This window comes from Pseudohalioglobus sediminis (genome assembly GCF_008370495.1).
Lineage (GTDB): Bacteria > Pseudomonadota > Gammaproteobacteria > Pseudomonadales > Halieaceae > Halioglobus.
The window spans coordinates 64302-84758 of sequence record NZ_VTUX01000002.1 but is presented as its reverse complement, the minus strand read 5'-3'; the positions used below and the strand labels follow the sequence as shown (position 1 = coordinate 84758).

Here is a 20457-nt window from a genome sequence, read left to right as displayed (position 1 = left end):
CCCGGGCTATCAGAAGACCCGGTAGCGTTGTTGAACATGGCGCTGGCGCCCGCGAATCACCTCGCGCCTCTGCTCGAGCGTTATCACTGGCTGATCATCCGGGAAGGTTTCCTGTATAGCGTCGAAGGAAATCACCCTGCAGGAAATCTTCGGCCACTCCGCTTGCGGCGGTAGCTGCGAATACGCCCAGCGATGACTGAGGTAGCCACGGGGCAGACCAGTGGTATCGATCCAGTTCTGCACGCCCGGATCCCGATGCGCAACCACCCAGCGCTGCTTGCCATCAGCCCCGATATACATCTGTGACAGGTTCAGGCTGCTCTGGTGATTGGCATAGTCCGGCGATTCTCCCCACAGGTTGCCCAGGTGCAGGCTGGTGTAGACCGGGTTGCCGGTAAATTCCGCCTCGATGTACAGGGCTTCATCTTCGGCGAGGTCGTAAATGCCGCCGGCGTAGATATTGGTGCTCATGCCGCCACCGGTATCGCTCGACGCGGCGTTAGGCGTGTTGTACGCATTGACCGGCATGAAGTATGGGCTGCCGTTGTCCTCGTGGGTCTGGTTGCAGTTCAAAATCACGTCATAAAACTGCAGCCAGAAACGCATCTGGCCACGAATAATTCTGCCCATGTTGCGCAGGTTGGCAGCCGCTGTTGCTGCTGACAGCGGGCCGGGCCGGGTACCTGCGGTATCGAGGCACTCGATCTGCAGGTGAATGGCTTCTTCATGCTCCCAGTCGTAGAAAAGCTGTCGGCCGCTAATATATTCAGCGTAGCGATCACCGGACTCGGGGCTTTGCTTACTCGGCGCCTTGCGCGTGCAGATGAAATTTCCGTTGTAGCCTGCGGGCTTCTCAGGCCCCAGCATGAGCTCGAAGGTACCGTCACTGGCGACCTCCAGTGTGGAAGTATCGATAGTGCCAAAACCGGTACGGTAGCCGGGCATGACTTCACGCAGATCACCGGTATCCCCCGACAAGGGCCCGTTGCTCACTTCAAAAATAAGGTATTGGGGTGCAAACGGCCCTTCCCCGGAGCGCTGCCCTGCCTGCCAATGGCTGTGATTGCCTGTCCGGCCACTGACGCGATAGTTTTTACGGCCATCGATACCCGCGTAGAAATAGATCGCATCAGCGTTATCTATGGTGGACTTGTTGTACACAGAGAGCGCATTGCGAAACGCGGGAAAATCCGGGTCGTCGTGAAAACAGCGTTCTATGGCGTGATGCATAAAGCCCGACAGGTATCGATAGCCTTCAGCAAGGTTGCGCTCAGTTGGCTGTGGCGGGAAATAACGTGGGTCGTCTATGGTGTCACGTGCATCCTGCAGGGCAGCCATGAAATCGTCGAACGCGGATTTTAATTCCAGTTCCGCTGCTTTCGAGTCTTGTGCTTTATGTGTCATCGTCTTAATGCTCTTGTTTTTCAGGGAAAGTGGACAAACCTCCCCGGGATATTGGTTTTCACTGCGACCCGTTAGACCTCTGTACGCTACGTCTCCGCGCTATCTCTGGCCGGTGCGGTATGCCACTGGTAGAGATCATAAAAACGCTCCAGGCGTTGGCGAATCTCCGCGGGCGTCAGTCGATACTCCCCCAGGCTGTACTCGAATTTGCTGTGATGCTTCTTCTCTTTTTCAGCCTGGGCCTGTAGCCACCGGTCAAACTCGGCCGTGACCGACATTCCCAGAGCCTGGTAAACCGCATGCAGGGTTTCACGGGGCGCACTGGTGAGTTCGCGATAGTCCACCACGATGCTCGGGGTTTCCGGATGCGCAGCGAGCACACGCCTCGGATTGTCAAAATGCTCGAAGGATATGTCGGTCAGGATATCCAGGGAACGTTCATAGTCAGACGGCTTCCAACCCTTACCCTTCCAGGTGAGCTCCACCAGTTTGAGGCAACTGGGAATACACTCGCCGGGGTCGCGCATCATCACCACGATACGCGCATCAGGGAACTCACCGATCAGTGCATCGACCCAGCCACTCATGACCGGGTTCTTGGCGAGGTGTATCCTGTCGCCACCGTTCAGCAGTAACTGCCGCTTCACCAACTCCCGGTAGTGGTGCAGCCAGCGTTTGCGCTTGATGGGCATCTGGTCCACGTGGAAAAAATCCACCACATCCATCATTGGGATTTCCAGTGACCACTGCTGGGTGACGAAAGCCGCGCCCATGGCAAAACAGTCTTCCTCGGCACTCCACAGGCTCATGTAGTGCATGTGGCGATACGGACCAAAGGTCTTGTCATCCCAGGACTTGAGTTTGCGATGCAGAAAGCCACGCAACAGGCGTGCGTCGAGCCAGCCGAGGCCACGGATGACTTTCTTCTGCAACAGCGAGGGAAAGAACATCTCCCAGTAGAGGAAATAACTGAAACGCTCCGCGTCGGCACTCATCAAGCGATGCATCAGGGTGGTGCCGGAACGGCCGTGCCCGACGATGAATACCGGCTGCTCGACACGCTGGGACCAGAGACGCCAGAACAACAGGTAGTCCAGTAAAAAACAGATGCCGTGGAATAGACTCAACAGGGGGACCAGCACCACCAGGCGCAGCAGCATGCCAGTGCGACCATCCCAGCCTCGCAAGCCCCAAACGTGGCGCACGACCCGCCACCAGTAATCATAGTCAAAGAACATGGCGAACAGGTTAACGAGGCAGCTGCACCGGCACAACTGACGTTAGCGCATCAGGATACGGCGCATAAGGTGTTGAATCGATTGCTTTTAATGCGATTGAACAGCCCCGCCGGCGACGGACTTATATTTTGCAGGTCGACAGGACTGATGAAGAGAATGCTGCCCGCTTACAGGGTATGTGGGTTCACCATGATGCCGCCATCGACGTCCAGGGTCGTGCCAGTAATGAACGAGGCACGATCAGACACCAGATAGCACACAGCATCGGCGACCTCCTCCGGCTTACCCAGTCGGCGCATCGCATGCACTGCCTCCGTTTTCTCACGGGCGCCGGGTACTTTCTCAAAGTAGTTGCGAATGCCTTCGGTGAGAATCCCGCCGGGATTGACCGCATTGATGCGAATACCGTCTCGCGCCCACTCAGCCGCGGCGGTGCGTGTTAGTGCGATGACTCCACCCTTGGCGGCGCTGTACGGTGACTGCATTGCCTCACCGCGTACGCCTGACAGCGAAGCAATATTGACGATTGCACCGCCACCGGTTTGCAGCATGGCGGGGATCTGGTACTTGAGGCACAGCCAGACACCCTTCAGACAGATAGCCTGGGTGCGATCCCAATGCTCCTCTGACATCTCCGGGAGTGTGGCAAACTTCGCCCCTCCCGCGGCGTTGTTGGATACACAATCGAGCGATCCGTAGGTGTCGACAGCCGCCTCCACCATGGCTTTTACATCGTCGCCATTCGCCACATCGGCTTTGATCGCAAGGGCCTCCCCGCCCAGTGCATGGATCATGCCGACAGTCTCATTGGCCATGTCCAGCCGAATATCGGCAACGACGACCCTGGCGCCATCTTTCGCGAACGCGATAGACGTTGCGCGCCCTATGCCGTCACCACCACCGGTGACGAGACCAACCTTGTTTTCCAATAGCATCCTGTGCTCCATGACTCGTCTGCAAACGTTAAATCGCTACTGATTAGGCTCGCCGGGTCCGCTACAGTTTGCCGAGGGTGAATGCGTCACCGATAACTTCCCTACCAGAGAGATCATGTAGCTTGCGCCCGGACGCGTGAACAATGTTCCGGCTGTAGACCACTTCGCCAACGTGGCTGCCACAGCACAATTCCAGCGCGGCTTCCGCCATCATCTCAACTGGCTCGACCATATCCGGGCGGCGCCTGGCAATGGCCTCAACCGCCTCGCCGACATTAGTGAGAACAATATTGTTGGGAGCCAGCGCGTTGACGAAAATATTCTCATCTGCGAGTTCGTCAGCGAGTGCCTGGGTGTAGCGGTTGAGTGCTGCCTTGGTAGCACCGTAGGGGCCGATAACATGTGCCGCGACCTTTGAGTCAGGATAAGGCGGCTCTACCCGCTCAGCAGTCCGGCTGGAAACATTTAGACACCAGCCGCGGCCCTTTGCTCGCATCCCGGGCAGTGCCTGTTGCAACAGTTCAACAGGCACATTGACATTCAGGTCGAAAACACGATTTCGCGATGCCGTGGAGTTCATACTGGGCAATTCGTAATCTGCACGCGCGGCATTGTTGACCAGTATATCCACGGCGCCGAAATGCGCGCTGGCGAGCTCGACAAGGTTCGACCGCGCTTCAGCGTCCGCCAGGTCACAAGCGACGGCGGCTGCTTTTCCGCCCGCCGATTCGATCACAGCCACGGTACCCTCCAGCGTCCCTTCGAGGTCGCCGTGCGCCCCCATTCGGGAAGCGCATACCACGACCGCCGCGCCTTCAGCGGCGAAACGGCGCGCGATAGCCCTGCCGATACCGCGACTGGCCCCGGTTACCAGGGCAACGCGTCCATTCAATACAGCCATATTCGTGCTCCAGAATCATGCGGTTAATTTGCGGCCTCGATGCGACTCTTTCGAACTGCTGTTCCCACGGTCACTGGCGCGGCCTCCTGACCAGCCCCGTTTGCAGCACGCAGGCGCGCCTGTTGCGTGCTAAAGCTAAAGCATAATCCCCTATTGCCGGCGGCAACAACTGGCATTCCAGGACGCTGCGATGCCACCTATCCTGTTGATAGTTCATGAGATTTATTGCACATTCCGGAATCCATCATAACCGTCTTACATTTGCATGAGTAAGCCTGATTTACCGCAGCCGCGAAAACGCCCCAAGCAAAGCCGCTCACTCATGCTGGTAAAGGCGATCCAGGAAGCCTGCCTGAAAATACTGGAAGAGGAAGGCCCCGAGCAGCTGACCACACAGCGTATCGCCGATGTGGCAGGCATCAACATTGCCTCGCTGTATCAATACTTCCCGAACAAGGAGGCCATACTGGCGGAGGTTTTCCAGGAACAGGTCAAGCAATACAAGGCAGCGGCCCTGGAGCGTGTTGTCGAGATTGAGCGACTTTCCAGGGTCTCACTGGAAGACACGCTGGCAGCGATTGTAGACATGGAGGTCGAGCAACGGCTTATGCTGCAGCGCATGGACCCGGAGTTCTACCGCGCCTACCAGCACAGCTTTGACATTCACCGCCAGATCAATGAGTTGCAGATTTCACGCAGCCATCCCGGATGGGATGAGTGGCTTGCCAGCTTTCTACGAAGGCACAAAGCGAAGTTGAGGAGCAATGATATCGACAAGCTCAGCCGGATTGCTTCCCACGCTCTCTCAGGTGTATTGCTGTCGGCAAGCTCGGAGGAACCGGAGCTTCTCGAGCAGGCAAGTTTCAGGCAGGAACTGGTCACGCTGCTGCTGCGCTACCTGTGTAAATCAGACTAGCGCTGGTGCAGGAAGAACCGCCTCGTCGCTTGAGCGTTTCGAAATGATTGATGTGCGTCGCCAACTGTGCTGACTGCTTGAACAAGCGGCAGGCAAAGACGGGTTGAGTGCCGGTATCGCGGCGGGAAAGCCTCCTCTGCGCTGTTCCGGTTTCTATCCGGGACTGCGCTTGCCAGCAGGTGTTTCCGCGCAGCAGCGCCGCTTTTTCGGCGGTATAAAGCACTTCAGCGTGCAGAATACGTGGGTCTTTGTGCGTGGCACAAAGGGCTCGCTACAGGTCGGACACACGACGCAGTTAGCCGCGTTGGTATTTACGTCGATAATCGGTGGTGTCAGGTCAGCCACAGCATCTACCCTTCCGGGAAGCGGTCGCTGGGGGAGACAATCGTACTGCTCTCCGGGGTTCCAGCACCGCTCAATCATTCAATGGGATGTCGAGTTACCAGTCTAGGGTGATGCGGATAATTTGGAATAGCCCATAGGAGCTAACAAACCCACTTTCCCTCGAACCGCCGGGAATCGGGCAGGTCAGAATTCGGTAACCAGCCTGATGTAATATCGTGAATCAAATTCATGAAACGGCCGGTAATCCGCATAATCGTCGCCAAAAATGTTCTGGGCGATAAACTCAACTCGACCGCTGAAGCGCTCGAACTGGAATTCCTTGCGCAGGTTCACGTCCAGTCGATCATAGTCTTCAACCGGTGGGCCGCTCTTCCAGTTGATCTCAGACTGGTAATACCAGGTAAAAGCGCCGTGAAAGCCGTGTCCGAAGGCACGGTTGACCATCATGCTGGCCATGTTTTCGGCAACCGCATCGCTGCGATCACTGATCCTGTCCGGGTTGATGCGCCGCGCATGCTCTGCGTCGATGTCCATCCACGTGTACTGGGCGGTAATCAGCCAGGCCTGGTCCGGCCGCCAGTTCACGTAGGCCTCAAAACCATAGTCCTCTGATTGCAGGCTGTTGGTCATGAACGCCACCTCGTTATCCACCGACAGGGGGCCGCGGTAGTCACGATCGGTCTGCACATCAATCAGGTGTTCGTTGTCCTCGTAGAACAACTTCAAATCTGTAGTCAGCTTGCCGCCAAAGAAGTAACCGAAGTAGCCCAGTTCCGCTCCCTTGCGCTCCTCCTCGGCTATGTCCTCGTCACTGATCAGGTCCAGGTCGTAGACCACGCCGCCATTGTTGATTGTACGGAAATAGTTAGCGGTAAGTAGCGTGGGTGCACGCGTGGCGCGACTCAGGGCAAAGCGCAGCGTGTTGTTGGCGTTGACATGAAAGTTGGCAGATAAACGCCAGGAGTTATGATCCTTGACCGTATCGTTGTAGCTCAGCGAGGCACCTGCATTCAAGGTCAGCCAGTCCAGCGCATCGTATTCAGCATTACCAAACAGCCGATAGTAGTTCTCTGATACAGAGGACTCCGTGCTGAAGTGGAGTTGGCTCTTGGCCCGGTCACGCCGCGCGCTGGCACCCCAGTCGAACTTGAGTCGCTCACCCGATTCGCCCGTATGGCTGAGTTCGAGATCGTAGCGTTCCGAGTAGCCGTCGTCGATGCCCAGCACCAATTCGAAATCATCCAGTCCGGGCCAGATCAGGCCCGGGGGGAGCCCGATCAGCTCCGAAAGCAGCGCTTCCCGTTCTATGGCATTGATCTCATTGCGACTGTGGGTAAGTGCCACACGCAGCGAGTGCTGGTGATTGATTTGATGCTGCCAGTCGACGTGCTGGTATGAATACTGGATATCCCAGGGAAACAACTCGTCAAGCTCAACGTTACTGTTGCCCTGGTCGAAAGTGAAGTCGCTATCACTGTAGCCAAGTTGCACGCTGACCTTATCGCGCAGGGATGGCGTCCACAGCAGGTTACCGGTAACCGACCACGCCTCGCTGTCGTCATCCAGGTCCTGGCCCTCGAAGCTGCCGAAGCCGCTGTTCTGGCGGTGGCGCCCGGAAATACGATAGCTGACAGCCTCATGGGTCCCGCTGTAGCCGATGGACAGGTTCTCGGTATCGTTGCTTCCGGCTGCGCCACGGAGGGTGAGACCCGGTGCTGCCACAGGCGAACGCGTTACAATATTGATTGAACCGTTGATGGCGTTGGCACCGTAGGCGGAGACATTTGAGCCACGAACCACTTCTATGTAGTCGATGTCCTCCACTTCCAGACCCTGTACGATCCAGAACACGGTATTGGTAAAGGGTTCGTAGACCGATCGACCATCGATGCGCACTTCCATGCGACTGGGGAAGCCATCCGGCAGCGTATGATAATTGAACACAGGATGGTTGTAGGCAGCGGAATAGACCTGGAAACCGGGGAGCAGCCGAAACAGGTCAGGCACTTCGAGCACCCCGGCCGCCTTGATCATTTCGCGATCGATGATAATAACGCTCACCGGCGCCTTGTTCAGCGCCTGCGGGAACCGGCTGGCACCACTGGCGACGGGGACGTCGAGGAAGACATCTTCCTCGGTCAGATAATCAGCTTCCTGCGCATGTGCAGCGCTTACCTGGGCCAGCGTCAGCAGGCCAAGCGCAATGCGCCACGTGGAATTCATTGCCGGGTTCTTCTTGTCACGCATCTGCCACTTCCGCACCACCTCACACCCTCGCCTGCCGCTTCTCTTGCAGCAGTATGTTCTCCAGCTCAACGATCTTCTGTTCCGCCTGTGCTAACTCGTTATTAGCCAGAAGCGTTTTGACCTGCTGCAAACCATGCTGCAGGTCATGAATGCCGCAAAGGCCACATAATCCCTGGAGCTGGTGCAGGATCTCGCGACACTGCTCAAACGCGCCCTGCGCCAGGTCTCGTCGCAACGCGCCCAGTTGGGCCATCAATTCCGCATGCAGGGCTACATCTGTACTGTCCAGGTCCATTATACTGCGGTTCGCTCCGCCATCGTATGCCATTTCTGCGTGCCTGCAGAGCGTTTCGATGAGCGCATCCTCATTCACCGGCTTCGACAGCACTTCCACGGCCCCGGCCTGGATGAAGCGCTCATGCTCCGCGCTTGAAGTATCCGCCGTGAGGCCGACAATGACTACTTCGCGCTCCAGTCTGGCCGCTTCCTCGACGATCTGTTGGCTTGCGCGAATGCCGTCGACCTCGGGCATATGCGCATCCATCAATACCAGGGTCGCGCCTGATACACGAAAAGCCTGTAGCGCCTCGGCGCCATTGTTGGCCACCCGCACCGTGGCCCCCTCCTGTTCCAGCACCATCCTGAACAGATCCTGGTTGAACTGGTTGTCTTCTGCGATGACTATCTCGATACCATTAAGGCTGCCGCTCGCTGGGTCCAGCGGGTTCTGTACTTCCGTTTCCGCAGTATCGCCCTGCTCCAGTGAATCCAGCCATTGCAGTACACTCTGGCGGCGCGATGGCTTCGAAAGCAGCGTCATTGGCTGCAAAGCCTGGTGCCAACCCTCGCCTTCCATGTCCGGCGTTTCCAGCATATAACGCATAAGCGCGATGGGGCCCTCATAGTGCTCGCGCAGGCCGGTCAGCTTGCGCTGCAGCGCTTCATCGTGCACTGCCCCTGGTGGTTCGGATATCAGTACCGCCATCAGTTCAGGGGCAGGGTTGTCGAGCAGATCGATAAGTTCCTGTACTGATTCGAGTGCGTATACCTGGCGTGTCCAGTGTGTGACCTGGCTGCGCAGCGCGCGCCTGGACCAGCGGTTGGCGTCCACGACGGCGACCGCTGCTTCACGATGCGGGATCGGCAGGTGCTGGTTGGCACCGGTGGCCCGGCGCAGCGAAATCGAGAAGGAAGCTCGCGTGCCCTCGCCGACCTGACTCTGCAGCGAGATATCCCCCCCCAGCAAGTCCGCCAACTGCTTACAGATGACCAGCCCCAGGCCACTGCCACCGAAGCGTCGATTGATTGAGGTATCGGCCTGGGAAAAAGAGGTGAACAGTTTGTCCATGGCCTCAGGCGCAATTCCGATGCCGGTATCCTGCACGCTGATTTCCATGCCAACCCCGCTGTTTTTTTCGCCTGCTGGCGGCGACGTGCCCGACTCATCCTGCATGGCGGCATGCACCACGATTTCGCCCTGCTCAGTGAACTTCACCGCATTGGCCAACAGGTTGTTGACCACCTGCTTCAGGCGGACGACATCACCAAGGCAGTAGCGCGGGACGTCTGAATCGACAAGCAATACCAGCTCTATCGACTTCTCACTGGCACCGCTGGCATGCATGGCAACCACATCCTCCAGAGCGGTCTCGAGGTTGAATTCGATACTTTCCAACTCAAGCCCGCCATGCTGTAAACGGGAAAAGTCGAGAATATCGTTGATGACCGCCAGCAACAGCTCCGATGACTGCTGGATGGCATGGCTGAATTCGGCCTGTTCCGCGGTCAATGTCGAGCGTTCCAGGCGGTGGGTATAGCCGATAATGGTCGTCAGCGGAGTGCGCAACTCGTGGCTGACACGCGCGAGGAACTCGTCCTTTGCATTCATGGCATCGCGCAGGTCCGCGGTGGCCTCATCCACCTCCTGCTTGAGGCGAATATTGGTTTCGTTAAGGTTTGCCGCCAAGCGGTTGATCACGCGGGCAAGAATCCTGACTTCGCGTTCACCCGCAACCCGTGCCCGAACGGAAAGATCGCCCGCTTCCATGGTTTCAACAGTGGTAGTGAGATCTCGCACCGGCTGGTAAATCTGGTGCCCGATCAGCCAGGCGGCGAAGCCGGCAATGATGGTGGCAATAGCGAAGATAACAAAGCCAGCAAACAGGTTTTCCTGCTGCGCACGAAAGAGCTCGATTTGCGACAGGCCGATAACAGACCAGCCCAGCAATTCCTGCCCGCCCTCCCCGGCCTCGTCATAGTCCGTCATGGTTTCGGTTTCCAGCATCACCGGGGCGCGGAAATACCAGATCTCATCTCCCCGGTACTGATTGTTCTGCCACATATGTTCGCCGGAAAATCCCGGCACCTGGAAATCGCCGGAGTCACTTAACAACAAAACGGGTTCAGCGGACGAGTCCAGAAATGCGACTCCGGTTACGGCCGGGTTACTGGATGGGCCCAGGCCAATTTGCCTGAGACTTTCCAGGTTGTCCGCAAACAGGGCCAATTTGCCGGCAATGGCGAGGTGCTCGGCAGTAGTGTGACCAAGTAACTGCAGGTCACGCGTCAGTTGCGCCTGGCGTGTGCTGGTGAAATACCAGGTCAGGATAATACTGATACTCAACGCGGGAATGATCGCAAGCAGGAGGATTTTGCGTCGCATACCGCCACCGCTGCGCTGACGAGCCGTCATGGTCGACCCTCCGCGCGCATCAGGGCATCGCGATAATAGCCGGGGTCGCGCACAGGAATGCCCAGAACTCGCGCCACGGCGGCATTGATTTCGACTGAAAAGTGCTCCGGTGGATACACCGCTGCTGGCCCGCTGGCGAAGCCCTGCGTTCTCGTGCATACATCCGCAACCTGGTCGGCAACATCGACCGGGGAGGTATACACCGCCGCGAGCGCGCCTGATGTGGCGTATTTGCGGGAATAGGCAATGACCGGGGTGCGGGTACTGGAACCAATTTCAAGAATCCATTTCGCCGCGGACAGCGTTATCGCCCGTTTCCCTGGCAGCGCAATCACGAACGCAGAGCGCTGCATCAACGGCCCCAGAAGCTTGATGGGCTTGGCAAGATCGGTCAGCGTCACCCACTCCAGTTCAGGAGTGGTTATTGTGTCGCCCGAGATATTATCGACGATACTCGCGCTGGCAGGGTCAGTGGCAATGACGCCTACTCGATCTGCGTCGGGCACAAGTAACATGCCCAGCCGGTACAGGCGCGCTGGAGGCTGGTCCAGGTAAATCGCCGAAACCCCGGCCTCCAGCGCCTGCGCGACGGAACCATAGTGCCTGGCGGCGAGATGCTCGAAGCCGCTTTCGGTAATCAGCGCGCTCAATACCGGCACACTCGGCGCCAGTTCGTAGACCGCCGCTGATGCGCGCGTACCAATTGCTATTATCGAGTCTGCCTTGCGTACCGATGCTTCGCTCAACTCAGCATCGCTGAGTGATATCACTTGCTTGTCGATGGCGAAGGCCGAGCACTCTTCCAGTCGCTCGAGAATCTCGCCGTATACGCCGCTCAATGCGCTGGTCACGATCAAAGGTCGGGCGACATCGGCCTGTGCCCGCGCAGTGAAAACCAGGCTGGCCAGGACCAGTGCGAAGAGTGCCAGGCGATAGAGCTGGTTAGCCATCACTCTGCACCGTCCTGATGGCCGCCGCAGAGAATCAGTTTCCCGTTACCTGCGATGAGAGACCGATCTTCTCGCCAAGAATCGCTGCCTGGGACCGGTTGCTTAGCCCCAGCGCCTTGAATACCGCGCTCACGTGTACTTTAACCGTGTAGTTGGAGACCCCGAGATTGTTGGCTATCTGCTTATTGGTTTGTCCGTGTGCAATCAGTTCCAGAATTTCCATTTGCCGGGCCGTGAGAATATTCTCGACCTCGTTGTAGCCGTAGGACATGGACACCGGCTCTTCATCCGCAGCCGGCTCTGGCTGATGCGCTTGCAGCGCTGGCGAGGGGTAATAGGTACCACCGGCGAGCACGCGGTCTACCGCGGCAAACAGTTCAGACTGTGCAGAGGACTTCGGCACATAGCCGAGCGCACCAAGATCGATACACTTGCGAATGTGCGATGGGTTGTCTGACGACGACAGGACAATAAACGGGATATCCATATCCCTGGAGCCCAGTTCGCGAACCAGGCTGAACAGCTTTTCGCCGGGCATGAACAAGTCCACCAGTGCCAGGTCAATGCTCTGCTCACGCGCGAGACTGAGCGCAGCCTTACTGCTCTCTGCTTCCGTTATCTCAATCCCGGGATAGTGTTTGGCGAGGCTATCGCTGATGCCCGAACGGATCAGGGAATGATCGTCAACCAGCATGATATGCATGGGTACAAGTCCATATTCCTATACGCAGCATATTAGACCATCGAGAAAAAAGCGGTCAAAGAAAGCCTCAAAAAAACCCTAGTTCCTATGGGTTATTTTACTCTGGCCCAACTTTGACTAAGGTGGAACTGCAATCTGAAACACAGGATGTGATCAGGTTGGGAACTAGGGATAGTACAGTCGCACCCAGGGACAGTTGTCCCGGGCATTCCCGGGGCAGTGCGCACATCTAGGGATAGCTTGCCGCACACATGGATGTGTGCTCTTTCTTAAACTCATTACAACCGCCCTCTTACACGACACGCTGTTTCGCGGGTGCGTCGCTGTGAGCCTTTACGCTGCGCCCGTCTTTACCGCCCCCCACGCTGTTTTTCATGCTATCTGCCTGCTGCGATGCCATCTCCGCTTGCTATACTCTGCGCCTGCCAACAACGTCACAGGAGCCGCGCAGCCTCGCAAGCGAGTTTGTGCAGGGAGATTGCCATGAGTAAATCTGTATTGATTACCGGAGCCACGCGGGGACTTGGCCAGGGTATGGCCAGGCATTTTGCCCAACGTGGCTACAAACTGGCACTGACCGCACGCAAGCAGGAGGACCTGATTGAGCTGAAGACAGAGCTGGAGGCGAGTTCCCCGCAAGTTATCATCTGCGAACTGGATGTATCGCAATTCGACAGGGTGCCAGTCGTCCTGCGTGAGGCCGCTGCGGCACTGGGTGGTTTGGATATCGTGGTGGCCAACGCAGGGCTCGGTGAGCCGGCGCGAGCTGGCGAAGGCAAGTTTCAACAGATGGCGCAGATGATCGATGTCAACCTGACCGGCGCTATCGCTACTGCCGACGCGGCAATAGAATTGTTTCGGGAACAAGGCAGGGGCCAGTTTGTCGGTATCACCTCTGTGGCCGCGGTGCGGGGCATGCCCAATTCCGGCGTCTACAGCGCCACCAAGGCTGCACTGGGCAAATACCTCGAGGCACTGCGTTGTGAGGTTCACGGCCAGAATATTGTAGTCACCGAACTTGCGCCGGGGTATATCGACACTGATATCAACCGCGCCCTCGCCAGCCGTCCCTTCCTGGTAACGGCGGCGGCCGGCACCCGGGTCATGGTGGACCTGATTGAGAAGCAGGTTTCATTTCGTTACGTACCCCCCTGGCCCTGGACGCTGGTCGCGCAGGCGATGAAACTGATGCCCTCGGCACTGTTGCGCAAGATGTAACCGGGCCTGGTTCCTGCCACTACGCTGTGCGTCGCCTGCGCTTGCAATTGCCGCTGCTAACGCAAACGACGTGGTCTACCATTAAGTCACCAACTGGTCGAGGCGCCGACAATGCAACAGGCAAACCCCATCAACATCGAACTGATCGATCACGTGGTGATACGGGCCCGCGATATGGAAAAGCTGGTCGCGTTTTATTGTGATGTGCTGGGCTGCAGGCTGGAGCGCGGCCCGGGTGACATTGGCCTGGCGCAACTCCGCGCCGGCCTGTCGTTAATCGACATTGTCGATGTCTCAGGGCCGCTGGGCCGGGACGGGGGCAAGGCACCCGATCATGACGCGCCGAATATGGATCATGTGTGCCTCAGCGTCGCACCCTGGGACGCAGACGCCATACTGGATCACCTGCAGCGGCATGCAGTGGACGCGGATGAGCCGGCAACACGTTACGGCGCCGGGGGGATGGGTCCTTCCATCTACCTTCGCGACCCCGAGGGCAACACGGTTGAACTGAAAGGAACGCCCGCAAGCGCTTGAGCCAGCGGGCGCGGTCATCATTTACCGGCAAGCGATATCAGTCTGAGGTCAGGGCTTCCTTGGCCTTCTCCATGTCCACGGCTTCGACGGCTTTTTCCTTATCCACTGCGTCATAGGCCTTCTTCATATCAACGCCATCAGTAGACACGGCCTCGGTCATTTTGTCCTGGTCAACCGATTCCATCGCCTTGTCGGTGTCCACCGATTCAGCGAGTTTGCCAAGGTCCTGGCCTGAGGCCAGGGGCGCGGCAGCGACGGCTGCAAGTGCCAGTATAAGAGAGGCGGTTTTCATGTGTATCTCCATAGTTAACGCTAGTATTAACCGGGGCCGGTGGCCCGTTGTCGCTCGCGATCGAACGAGCAATAAGCATAGCACCCGCAGCGGTTTTTTCCTGCAGACAGAAAACCACAGCGCCCAGGTTTTGGCACGGTTCTTATTAGCCGCCGCCGGAGTTAACATAACGTGTACGGTATTAACCCTTGAAGGCAGGCGACCCCATGTACGAAACGCTCGAGATCGAAACCGATGGCGCCATTGGGCGCATCTGGTTGAACCGCCCACAGCGACTCAACGCGCTGTCCACCCAACTGCTCGAGGAACTGGCTGATGCCGCCAGGCAATTTGACGCCAACAGCGAAATACGCGCAGTGATTGTAGCCGGACGCGGTCGCGCTTTTTCAGCAGGCGCTGACCTGCAGGGCTTCCCCACGCTCGGTGACAGTGCGCTCAGGCAGGCCGCCGACGCCGGCCGGCGCATGGCGGAGGCCCTGGAAAACATGCGCGCTATAGCTATCGCCGCAGTGCACGGCTGGTGCGTGGGCGGAGGGCTTGTCGTTGCCGCAGCCTGCGACTTACGCCTGGCTACCACCTCTGCACGCTTTTCAATCCCCGAAGTCGACCTCGGCATTCCGCTGGCCTGGGGCGGTATACCTCGACTGGTGCGGGAGATCGGCCCGGCGCTGACCAAGGAACTGGTGATCACCTGTCGTGAATTCGATGCAGGCGAGGCCCAGTCAGCCGGTTTCCTGAACCGCGTCGTCGATGAGTCTGAGTTACAGGATGCCGCCCACGAAATGGCCGCAGCCATTGCCGCCAAGCCCGCTATCCCGGTGTTCGCCACCAAGCGTCACACCAATGCCGTGACCGCCAATATGGTAGGCACTGATCGCGCCTGGTCCGATGCAGACAGCTTGATTGCCGCGCTGGCCGATGCCGAGTGCGACGCCGCGCGGGAAGCGTATATACGTAACCGGGTCGGCTAGCGGGCTTGCTGCGGCGCGGGTAGCGTACCGACAGTGCCCTCGCGCCGAGAATCCGCGGCACCGCTCAGCTGACCGTCGGCAACCACAATCAGGTGCAGGCCGGAGTTCTCTCCCTCGCGCTGCTGCACACTGTAGCCCGCCTGTTCGAGGAGATCGGCGATCTCCTGGCCGGGTGCCACGCTGACTTCCACGCGCACGTCCTTGCCGCGCGCCACGATATTGGGATAGTCCGCGGCCTCCTGCGGCGTCATATTCCAGTCGAGCACCGCCACCAGTGACTTGAACACGTACGCCGGGATAGAGTTGCCCCCTGGCGAGCCGGTCACCATGCGCAATTCGTCCTTGGCGTCGAACACGATTATCGGCGACATTGACGAGCGCGGCCGCTTGCGCGGCGCCACGGCATTGGCCTGCGGTGCCTCGCCCGGTGTGTATTCCCGCGCAAAGTCGGTCATTTCATTGTTCAGCAGGAAGCCGGCAACCCAGCGCCCGGAACCGAAGGGCGCCTCTACCGTTGCGGTCATGGAAACCGCGTTCCCCTCGGCATCAACGATGGACAGGTGCGAAGTCCCGGCCACCTCCTCTGTCGTATCTGCACCCCACAGAAGCTGCTGAGCCGCCTGCTGCCCTGCTGCAAAGGGGTTGCCGTGGCGGGGCAGCGCGTCCGGCGCAAAACGTTGCGCTGCGCGCTGGCGCAAATAGTCGGGGGCAAGCAGAGGCTGTAGTGGCACGGACACGAAATCCGGGTCACCGTAGTAGTGATCGCGGTCCGCATAGGCGAGACGCTGGGCATCCACCATGGCGCGAAGCTGGGTGTTCCTGTCACTGTTTTGGTCGGTGAAGGCATCGTAGAGCGACAACATCATCAACTGCGCTGTCGCCGAGGAAGGCGCTACCGGGGCGCAGACGCGGTTGTCCCGGAACGGGCGGCACAGCACTTTACGTTCCCGGGTGCGATAGGCGGCGATATCCTCCACCGTTAATGTACCCGGCTCCGGCCCGGCCTGCGCCTGCTCGGCAATGGCGCGGGCGATCTCACCACTGTAGAAGGCACTGCTGCCCTCACGCGCAATGCGAGTGAGTGTGTCTGCGTACTCCGGGTTCTGCAGGTGCTGGCCCGCTTGCAGGGGTACACCATCGGGGTAAAAATAGTCCGCCGCTCCGGGGTTTTCATCCAGCCGTCCAAGTTCTGCTACCCGCGGCAGGAAGTTGGCCATCCGCGGCGAGACCACAAAGCCCTCCCGGGCAAGGTCGATAGCTGGCTGGAACAGGCTTGCCCAGGGCAATTTACCGTAACGACGGTGCGTGTCTTCATACAGGGCGACCACCCCGGGTACACCGATCGACTTGCCACTTTGCCAGGCGTCCAGGAAGCCCATGACTTTCCCGTCGCGCATGAACATGTCCACGGTGGCACCGGCGGGCGCTATCTCCCTGCCGTCGTGAAACACCATCTGCCCGTCTTCGCGCTCGTATACCAGCATGAAAGCGCCACCACCGAGTCCGGAGCTCTGCGGCTCGACGAGCCCCAACACGGCATGGGCGGCGATCGCTGCATCGACGGCATGGCCACCGGCACGCAACATAGCCATGGCTGCCTCCACGGCATGCGGGTTCGCCGCAGTTGCCATTGCACCAGCAGTCCAGGCCGACCTGCCGGCCTCCTCCTTCGGCGTATCCGGTGCTGAAGAGCACCCGGTAGTGACCAGGAATATGGCCAGGGTGAGCGATACAGAGATTGCGATTCGACAGGCGTGCATAGGTATGTTCTAAGGTATTGAAAGCGCCCATTAAAACAGAGAGTCAGCCTCTGTGCACCGTGGCAGTAGTTACTTGCTTGAAAGCGGTGCTGCGCCGATCGTGTCGCACACGTTACACTGGGGATACACAACACTGAGCCAGTTTCGACGCTGGCCTCCCCGTGGGGAGTAATACGACTTCAAGGAACCCGCATCATGTCCAGTGAATTCCTGAGCATTCCGCAGCGCTTCAACGGCCCACCCACTTCCGGCAATGGCGGTTACAGTTGCGGCATCATTGCCAACCATATAGCCGGTGCGGCCCGCGTGCGCCTGCACATCCCGCCCCCGCTGGATACCCCGCTGGCACTCGAATGCAACAGCGACGGCTCGGTCGCCCTGCGTGAGGACGGCATCCTGGTCGCCAACGGCGCGCCCTGCGAATTACAACTGGACGTGCCGCCAGCGCCTGGCCTGGACACCGCTCGCTCTGCCCGGGCGCGGTTCCCATGCTACGAGCAGCACGTTTTTGGCACCTGTTTCGTCTGCGGCCCGAACCGGCCCGAGGAAGACGGCCTCCAGTTGTTCCCCGGTCCGGTAGGCAACTGGGATCTGCTCGCCTGCCCCTGGCGACCAACAGCAGACGTGCTCAACGAAGACGGCGAGGTGCGCCCCGAGATAGTCTGGAGCGCCCTGGACTGTCCGGGCTATTTCGCGGCCGCCGGCGAGCGCCTGCTGCATGCGGTGCTGGGTGAACTCGAGGGGGAACGGCTGGCGCCGGTGCCGGGAGACCAGGAACTGGTCGTCTATTCCTGGCCCCTCGGGGAGGTTGGGCGCAAGCTGTATGCCGGCACCGCGATCGCCACTGGCGATGGCGTGGTGCTGGCCCGCGCGCGCTCCACCTGGATACTACTGGACAAGCGCTGACCGTCTCCCACAGGGTGGCCGGGGGGAACTCGCCCCTGCCGGCGGCCGGCGTCACGGCTGCAATGCGCTCCTCCAGGCGGCTTCAGCCGTGAGCCTAAAATAGAATTAGCTTTAGATTACTTCTTCATCTATATGTTTTTATTAGTTATTATATTTAATTCTCGTTTTGGGTTGCTGCCCGCAGGCAGAGGCCATGCCTGCTCTGTCGCCAGTGAACTTTTTATGGGTTCGTGTATCTGAATAAATGCATGTTCCCGCCTTGAACCGGCGGTGAGCCGCGTTACACTTACCCACTGCATTCATCACTCTGTCTGGTAGATACCATTTTGCAAAGCTTTCGTTTCATCAAGGCCGCATGCCGCCGCGTTACCCTGACTCTTGTACTTGGCGCGATCGCCCTGCCTGCCTCCGCGCTGATAGAATATTCGGATACACAGCGCGACACGATTATCGAACTGATCGATCAACTCGAGGAACGCCATTACGCCAAGCTGCGTTATGACGACACCCTCTCCTCCCAGCACCTCGACGCCTATATCAGTAGCCTCGACGGCAGCAAAATGTTCTTCACCGCTGCTGACATTGCCGATTTCGAGCGCTATCGCTCGGTAATGGACGAACAATTGCCCGAGGGTAACCTCGACGCCGGTTTCACCATCTTCAACCGTTTCCAGGAGCGCTTACAGGCCCGGCTGGAAACGGTACTGGAATCGCTGCCGGAAACCATTGCGGCCATGGATTTCACCGCTGACGAATACTACGAACTCAATACCGATGACCGCCAGTGGGCCAAAGACAACGCCGAACTGGATGAGCGCTGGCGCAAACACCTGAAGAACCAGGTGCTCAGTCTCCGCCTCGCCGACAAACCGGCGGAGGAGATACCGGAGACCCTGTCGCGCCGCTACAGCAACCAGCTCAAGCGCGTCGCCCAATACAACAGCCAGGACGTTTTCCAGATTTACGCCAATGCCCTGACCGAGCTCTATGACCCGCACACCAATTACTTCTCGCCACGGCGATCGGAGAATTTCAACATCAATATGAGCCTGTCGCTGGAGGGCATCGGCGCTGTGCTGCAGGCGGAAGACGAATACACCAAGGTCGTGCGCCTGGTCCCCAAAGGTCCAGCGGACAAACAAGGTGAATTGCAACCCTCTGACCGCATCGTCGCTGTCGGCCAGGGTGACGACGGCGAAATGGTGGATGTGATCGGCTGGAGACTGGACGAAGTGGTGGAACTGGTTCGGGGCCCCAAAGGCTCAACAGTGCGCCTGGAAGTCATCCCGGCAAAATCCAAGGCTACGGATGAGCGCAAGCGCTTCGCCATCGTGCGCAATGAAGTCAAGCTGGAAGAGCAATCGGCGCAGAAAGAGATCCTGGAGATTCCCAACGGTGAACAGACGCTGAAGGTCGGGGTGATCGATATTCCCGCTTTCTATATCGACTTCGAGGCCATGCGCCGTGGAGACAAGGACTACAAGAGCACCACGCGTGACGTCAAACGCCTGCTCACCGAATTGCAGGATGAGAATATCGACGGCCTGGTTATCGACCTGCGCAATAACGGCGGCGGCTCTCTGCAGGAGGCCAACGAATTGACCGGCCTGTTTATCGAATACGGGCCCACAGTGCAGATACGCCACTCCTCGCGCCGTGTCTGGCGCGACGGCAAACGCCTCAAGGGCGACTATTACCAGGGCCCCCTGGTGGTGCTTATCAACCGCCTCAGCGCCTCGGCGTCGGAAATTTTCGCCGGTGCCATCCAGGACTATGAGCGCGGAATCATTGTCGGTGACCGCTCTTTCGGCAAGGGCACGGTGCAAACCCTGACCCCGCTTACCGAAGGCCAACTGAAAATTACCGAGAGCAAGTTCTACCGGATATCCGGTGACAGCACGCAGCACCGGGGCGTGGTGCCCGACATCGAGTTCCCCACCATGTTCGATACCGAGGAAATCGGCGAGAGCGCGCTGGAGCACGCTTTGAACTGGGACCAGATCAACTCGGTTCGCCACCGTCGGTATGACGACCTGAGCACAGTGCTGCCCCACGTGACCGAACTGTTTGAGGAGCGCAGTCTCAGCAACCCTGATTTCATCTACCTGCAGGACCGCATAGCGCTGGCTGCCGAAACCCGCAAACTGGAAAAATTGCCGCTGAACGAAAAAGCCCGGCTCGCACTGCGCGACAGCCAGAAAGACAGGGCCCTGGAAATAGAGAACAAGCGCCGCAAAGCCAAGGGTGAGGAACCGCTGGCGTCACTCGAGGAAGATGAAGAAGACGTCGAGGCTGAAGGTGATGGCGCTGACCTCGCCAGCGAGGAGGAGGAAGATGACGAGCCGGATGTACTGCTCAGCGAGGCCGGTAATGTGCTGGTGGACGCACTGGTCCTGAAACAGCAGCGCTTCGCACTCAACGCCGGCGAGAAGGAGTAACCCT

At 58.7% G+C, this 20457-nt stretch carries 16 protein-coding genes; 6 read left to right on the top strand and 10 right to left on the bottom strand.

Annotated elements, in window-relative coordinates; translation table 11 throughout:
- Window positions 1-9: 9 nt before the first annotated feature.
- From F0M18_RS04390 to F0M18_RS04375, 4 genes are all read right to left on the bottom strand, one after another.
- A complete protein-coding gene (locus tag F0M18_RS04390) occupies window positions 10-1404 on the bottom strand; it encodes a hypothetical protein (protein WP_149610199.1) in 1395 nt (464 codons plus the stop codon).
- Window positions 1405-1490: 86 nt separating this feature from the next.
- Window positions 1491-2642, bottom strand: a complete 1152-nt coding sequence (locus F0M18_RS04385; RefSeq protein ID WP_149610198.1) for a sulfotransferase family protein — start codon at window positions 2640-2642, stop codon at window positions 1491-1493.
- Between the two features lie 167 nt (window positions 2643-2809).
- Window positions 2810-3577: a glucose 1-dehydrogenase gene (locus tag F0M18_RS04380; protein ID WP_223177907.1), complete on the bottom strand. Its 768-nt coding sequence runs from the start codon at window positions 3575-3577 to the stop codon at window positions 2810-2812.
- Between the two features lie 61 nt (window positions 3578-3638).
- Window positions 3639-4478 (bottom strand): SDR family NAD(P)-dependent oxidoreductase, encoded by an 840-nt coding sequence (locus tag F0M18_RS04375; RefSeq protein ID WP_149610196.1) that lies wholly within the window; start codon window positions 4476-4478, stop codon window positions 3639-3641.
- Between the two features lie 322 nt (window positions 4479-4800).
- Between F0M18_RS04375 and F0M18_RS04370 the strand changes: the two genes are divergently transcribed.
- Window positions 4801-5394: a TetR/AcrR family transcriptional regulator gene (locus tag F0M18_RS04370; protein ID WP_188109592.1), complete on the top strand. Its 594-nt coding sequence runs from the start codon at window positions 4801-4803 to the stop codon at window positions 5392-5394.
- Between the two features lie 528 nt (window positions 5395-5922).
- Here F0M18_RS04370 and F0M18_RS04365 read toward each other — a convergent pair.
- Genes F0M18_RS04365 through F0M18_RS04355 form a run of 4 tightly spaced genes read right to left on the bottom strand, consistent with a single transcriptional unit; the run spans window position 5923 to window position 12331 of the window.
- Entirely contained in the window at window positions 5923-7986 is a 2064-nt protein-coding gene (locus F0M18_RS04365) for a TonB-dependent receptor plug domain-containing protein (protein ID WP_149610194.1), read from the bottom strand.
- Window positions 7987-8005: 19 nt separating this feature from the next.
- Window positions 8006-10678, bottom strand: coding sequence for an ATP-binding protein (locus F0M18_RS04360; RefSeq protein ID WP_188109591.1), 2673 nt, complete (start codon window positions 10676-10678; stop codon window positions 8006-8008).
- A complete protein-coding gene (locus F0M18_RS19935) occupies window positions 10675-11628 on the bottom strand; it encodes a type 1 periplasmic-binding domain-containing protein (protein WP_188109590.1) in 954 nt (317 codons plus the stop codon). The genes F0M18_RS04360 and F0M18_RS19935 overlap by 4 nt, the downstream gene beginning before the upstream one ends.
- Before the next feature lie 34 nt (window positions 11629-11662).
- Window positions 11663-12331 carry a response regulator gene (locus tag F0M18_RS04355; RefSeq protein WP_149610192.1) on the bottom strand — a complete coding sequence of 223 codons (669 nt, stop codon included), beginning with the start codon at window positions 12329-12331 and terminating at the stop codon, window positions 11663-11665.
- Between the two features lie 483 nt (window positions 12332-12814).
- Here F0M18_RS04355 and F0M18_RS04350 point away from each other — a divergent pair, with 483 nt between their 5' ends.
- Together F0M18_RS04350 and F0M18_RS04345 are read left to right on the top strand one after the other, a co-directional pair.
- The gene (locus F0M18_RS04350; protein ID WP_149610191.1) at window positions 12815-13549 is read left to right on the top strand and encodes an SDR family oxidoreductase; all 735 of its coding nucleotides are present in this window, start codon (window positions 12815-12817) and stop codon (window positions 13547-13549) included.
- Between the two features lie 111 nt (window positions 13550-13660).
- Window positions 13661-14086, top strand: a complete 426-nt coding sequence (locus F0M18_RS04345; protein ID WP_149610190.1) for a VOC family protein — start codon at window positions 13661-13663, stop codon at window positions 14084-14086.
- 37 nt (window positions 14087-14123) lie between these two features.
- On the opposite strand, the gene F0M18_RS04340 is transcribed toward F0M18_RS04345, so the two are convergent.
- Window positions 14124-14378: a hypothetical protein gene (locus F0M18_RS04340; RefSeq protein WP_149610189.1), complete on the bottom strand. Its 255-nt coding sequence runs from the start codon at window positions 14376-14378 to the stop codon at window positions 14124-14126.
- A 206-nt stretch (window positions 14379-14584) separates the two neighbouring features.
- On the opposite strand from F0M18_RS04340, the gene F0M18_RS04335 reads away from it, so the two are divergent.
- Window positions 14585-15349 (top strand): enoyl-CoA hydratase/isomerase family protein, encoded by a 765-nt coding sequence (locus F0M18_RS04335; protein ID WP_149610188.1) that lies wholly within the window; start codon window positions 14585-14587, stop codon window positions 15347-15349.
- On the opposite strand, the gene ggt is transcribed toward F0M18_RS04335, so the two are convergent.
- Window positions 15346-17109, bottom strand: a complete 1764-nt coding sequence (gene ggt, locus F0M18_RS04330; protein ID WP_149610187.1) for a gamma-glutamyltransferase — start codon at window positions 17107-17109, stop codon at window positions 15346-15348. The two genes, F0M18_RS04335 and ggt, sit on opposite strands and share 4 nt — an antisense overlap.
- Before the next feature lie 195 nt (window positions 17110-17304).
- On the opposite strand from ggt, the gene F0M18_RS04325 reads away from it, so the two are divergent.
- Together F0M18_RS04325 and F0M18_RS04320 are read left to right on the top strand one after the other, a co-directional pair.
- On the top strand, window positions 17305-18015 hold the full coding sequence (locus tag F0M18_RS04325) for a hypothetical protein (RefSeq protein ID WP_149610186.1): 711 nt from the start codon (window positions 17305-17307) through the stop codon (window positions 18013-18015).
- A gap of 326 nt (window positions 18016-18341) precedes the next feature.
- Complete coding sequence (locus F0M18_RS04320) at window positions 18342-20453, top strand: carboxy terminal-processing peptidase (RefSeq protein WP_262500818.1); 2112 nt, start codon at window positions 18342-18344, stop codon at window positions 20451-20453.
- The last annotated feature ends 4 nt before the right edge of the window (window positions 20454-20457 follow it).

Bases quoted from the DNA above. Each gene is read 5' to 3' on its own strand.
- F0M18_RS04390 (WP_149610199.1), bottom strand. From the start codon at position 1,404: ATGACACATAAAGCACAAGACTCGAAAGCAGCGGAACTGGAATTAAAA.
- F0M18_RS04385 (WP_149610198.1), bottom strand. From the start codon at position 2,642: ATGTTCTTTGACTATGATTACTGGTGGCGGGTCGTGCGCCACGTTTGG.
- F0M18_RS04380 (WP_223177907.1), bottom strand. From the start codon at position 3,577: ATGCTATTGGAAAACAAGGTTGGTCTCGTCACCGGTGGTGGTGACGGC.
- F0M18_RS04375 (WP_149610196.1), bottom strand. From the start codon at position 4,478: ATGGCTGTATTGAATGGACGCGTTGCCCTGGTAACCGGGGCCAGTCGC.
- F0M18_RS04370 (WP_188109592.1), top strand. From the start codon at position 4,801: ATGCTGGTAAAGGCGATCCAGGAAGCCTGCCTGAAAATACTGGAAGAG.
- F0M18_RS04365 (WP_149610194.1), bottom strand. From the start codon at position 7,986: ATGCGTGACAAGAAGAACCCGGCAATGAATTCCACGTGGCGCATTGCG.
- F0M18_RS04360 (WP_188109591.1), bottom strand. From the start codon at position 10,678: ATGACGGCTCGTCAGCGCAGCGGTGGCGGTATGCGACGCAAAATCCTC.
- F0M18_RS19935 (WP_188109590.1), bottom strand. From the start codon at position 11,628: ATGGCTAACCAGCTCTATCGCCTGGCACTCTTCGCACTGGTCCTGGCC.
- F0M18_RS04355 (WP_149610192.1), bottom strand. From the start codon at position 12,331: ATGCATATCATGCTGGTTGACGATCATTCCCTGATCCGTTCGGGCATC.
- F0M18_RS04350 (WP_149610191.1), top strand. From the start codon at position 12,815: ATGAGTAAATCTGTATTGATTACCGGAGCCACGCGGGGACTTGGCCAG.
- F0M18_RS04345 (WP_149610190.1), top strand. From the start codon at position 13,661: ATGCAACAGGCAAACCCCATCAACATCGAACTGATCGATCACGTGGTG.
- F0M18_RS04340 (WP_149610189.1), bottom strand. From the start codon at position 14,378: ATGAAAACCGCCTCTCTTATACTGGCACTTGCAGCCGTCGCTGCCGCG.
- F0M18_RS04335 (WP_149610188.1), top strand. From the start codon at position 14,585: ATGTACGAAACGCTCGAGATCGAAACCGATGGCGCCATTGGGCGCATC.
- ggt (WP_149610187.1), bottom strand. From the start codon at position 17,109: ATGCACGCCTGTCGAATCGCAATCTCTGTATCGCTCACCCTGGCCATA.
- F0M18_RS04325 (WP_149610186.1), top strand. From the start codon at position 17,305: ATGTCCAGTGAATTCCTGAGCATTCCGCAGCGCTTCAACGGCCCACCC.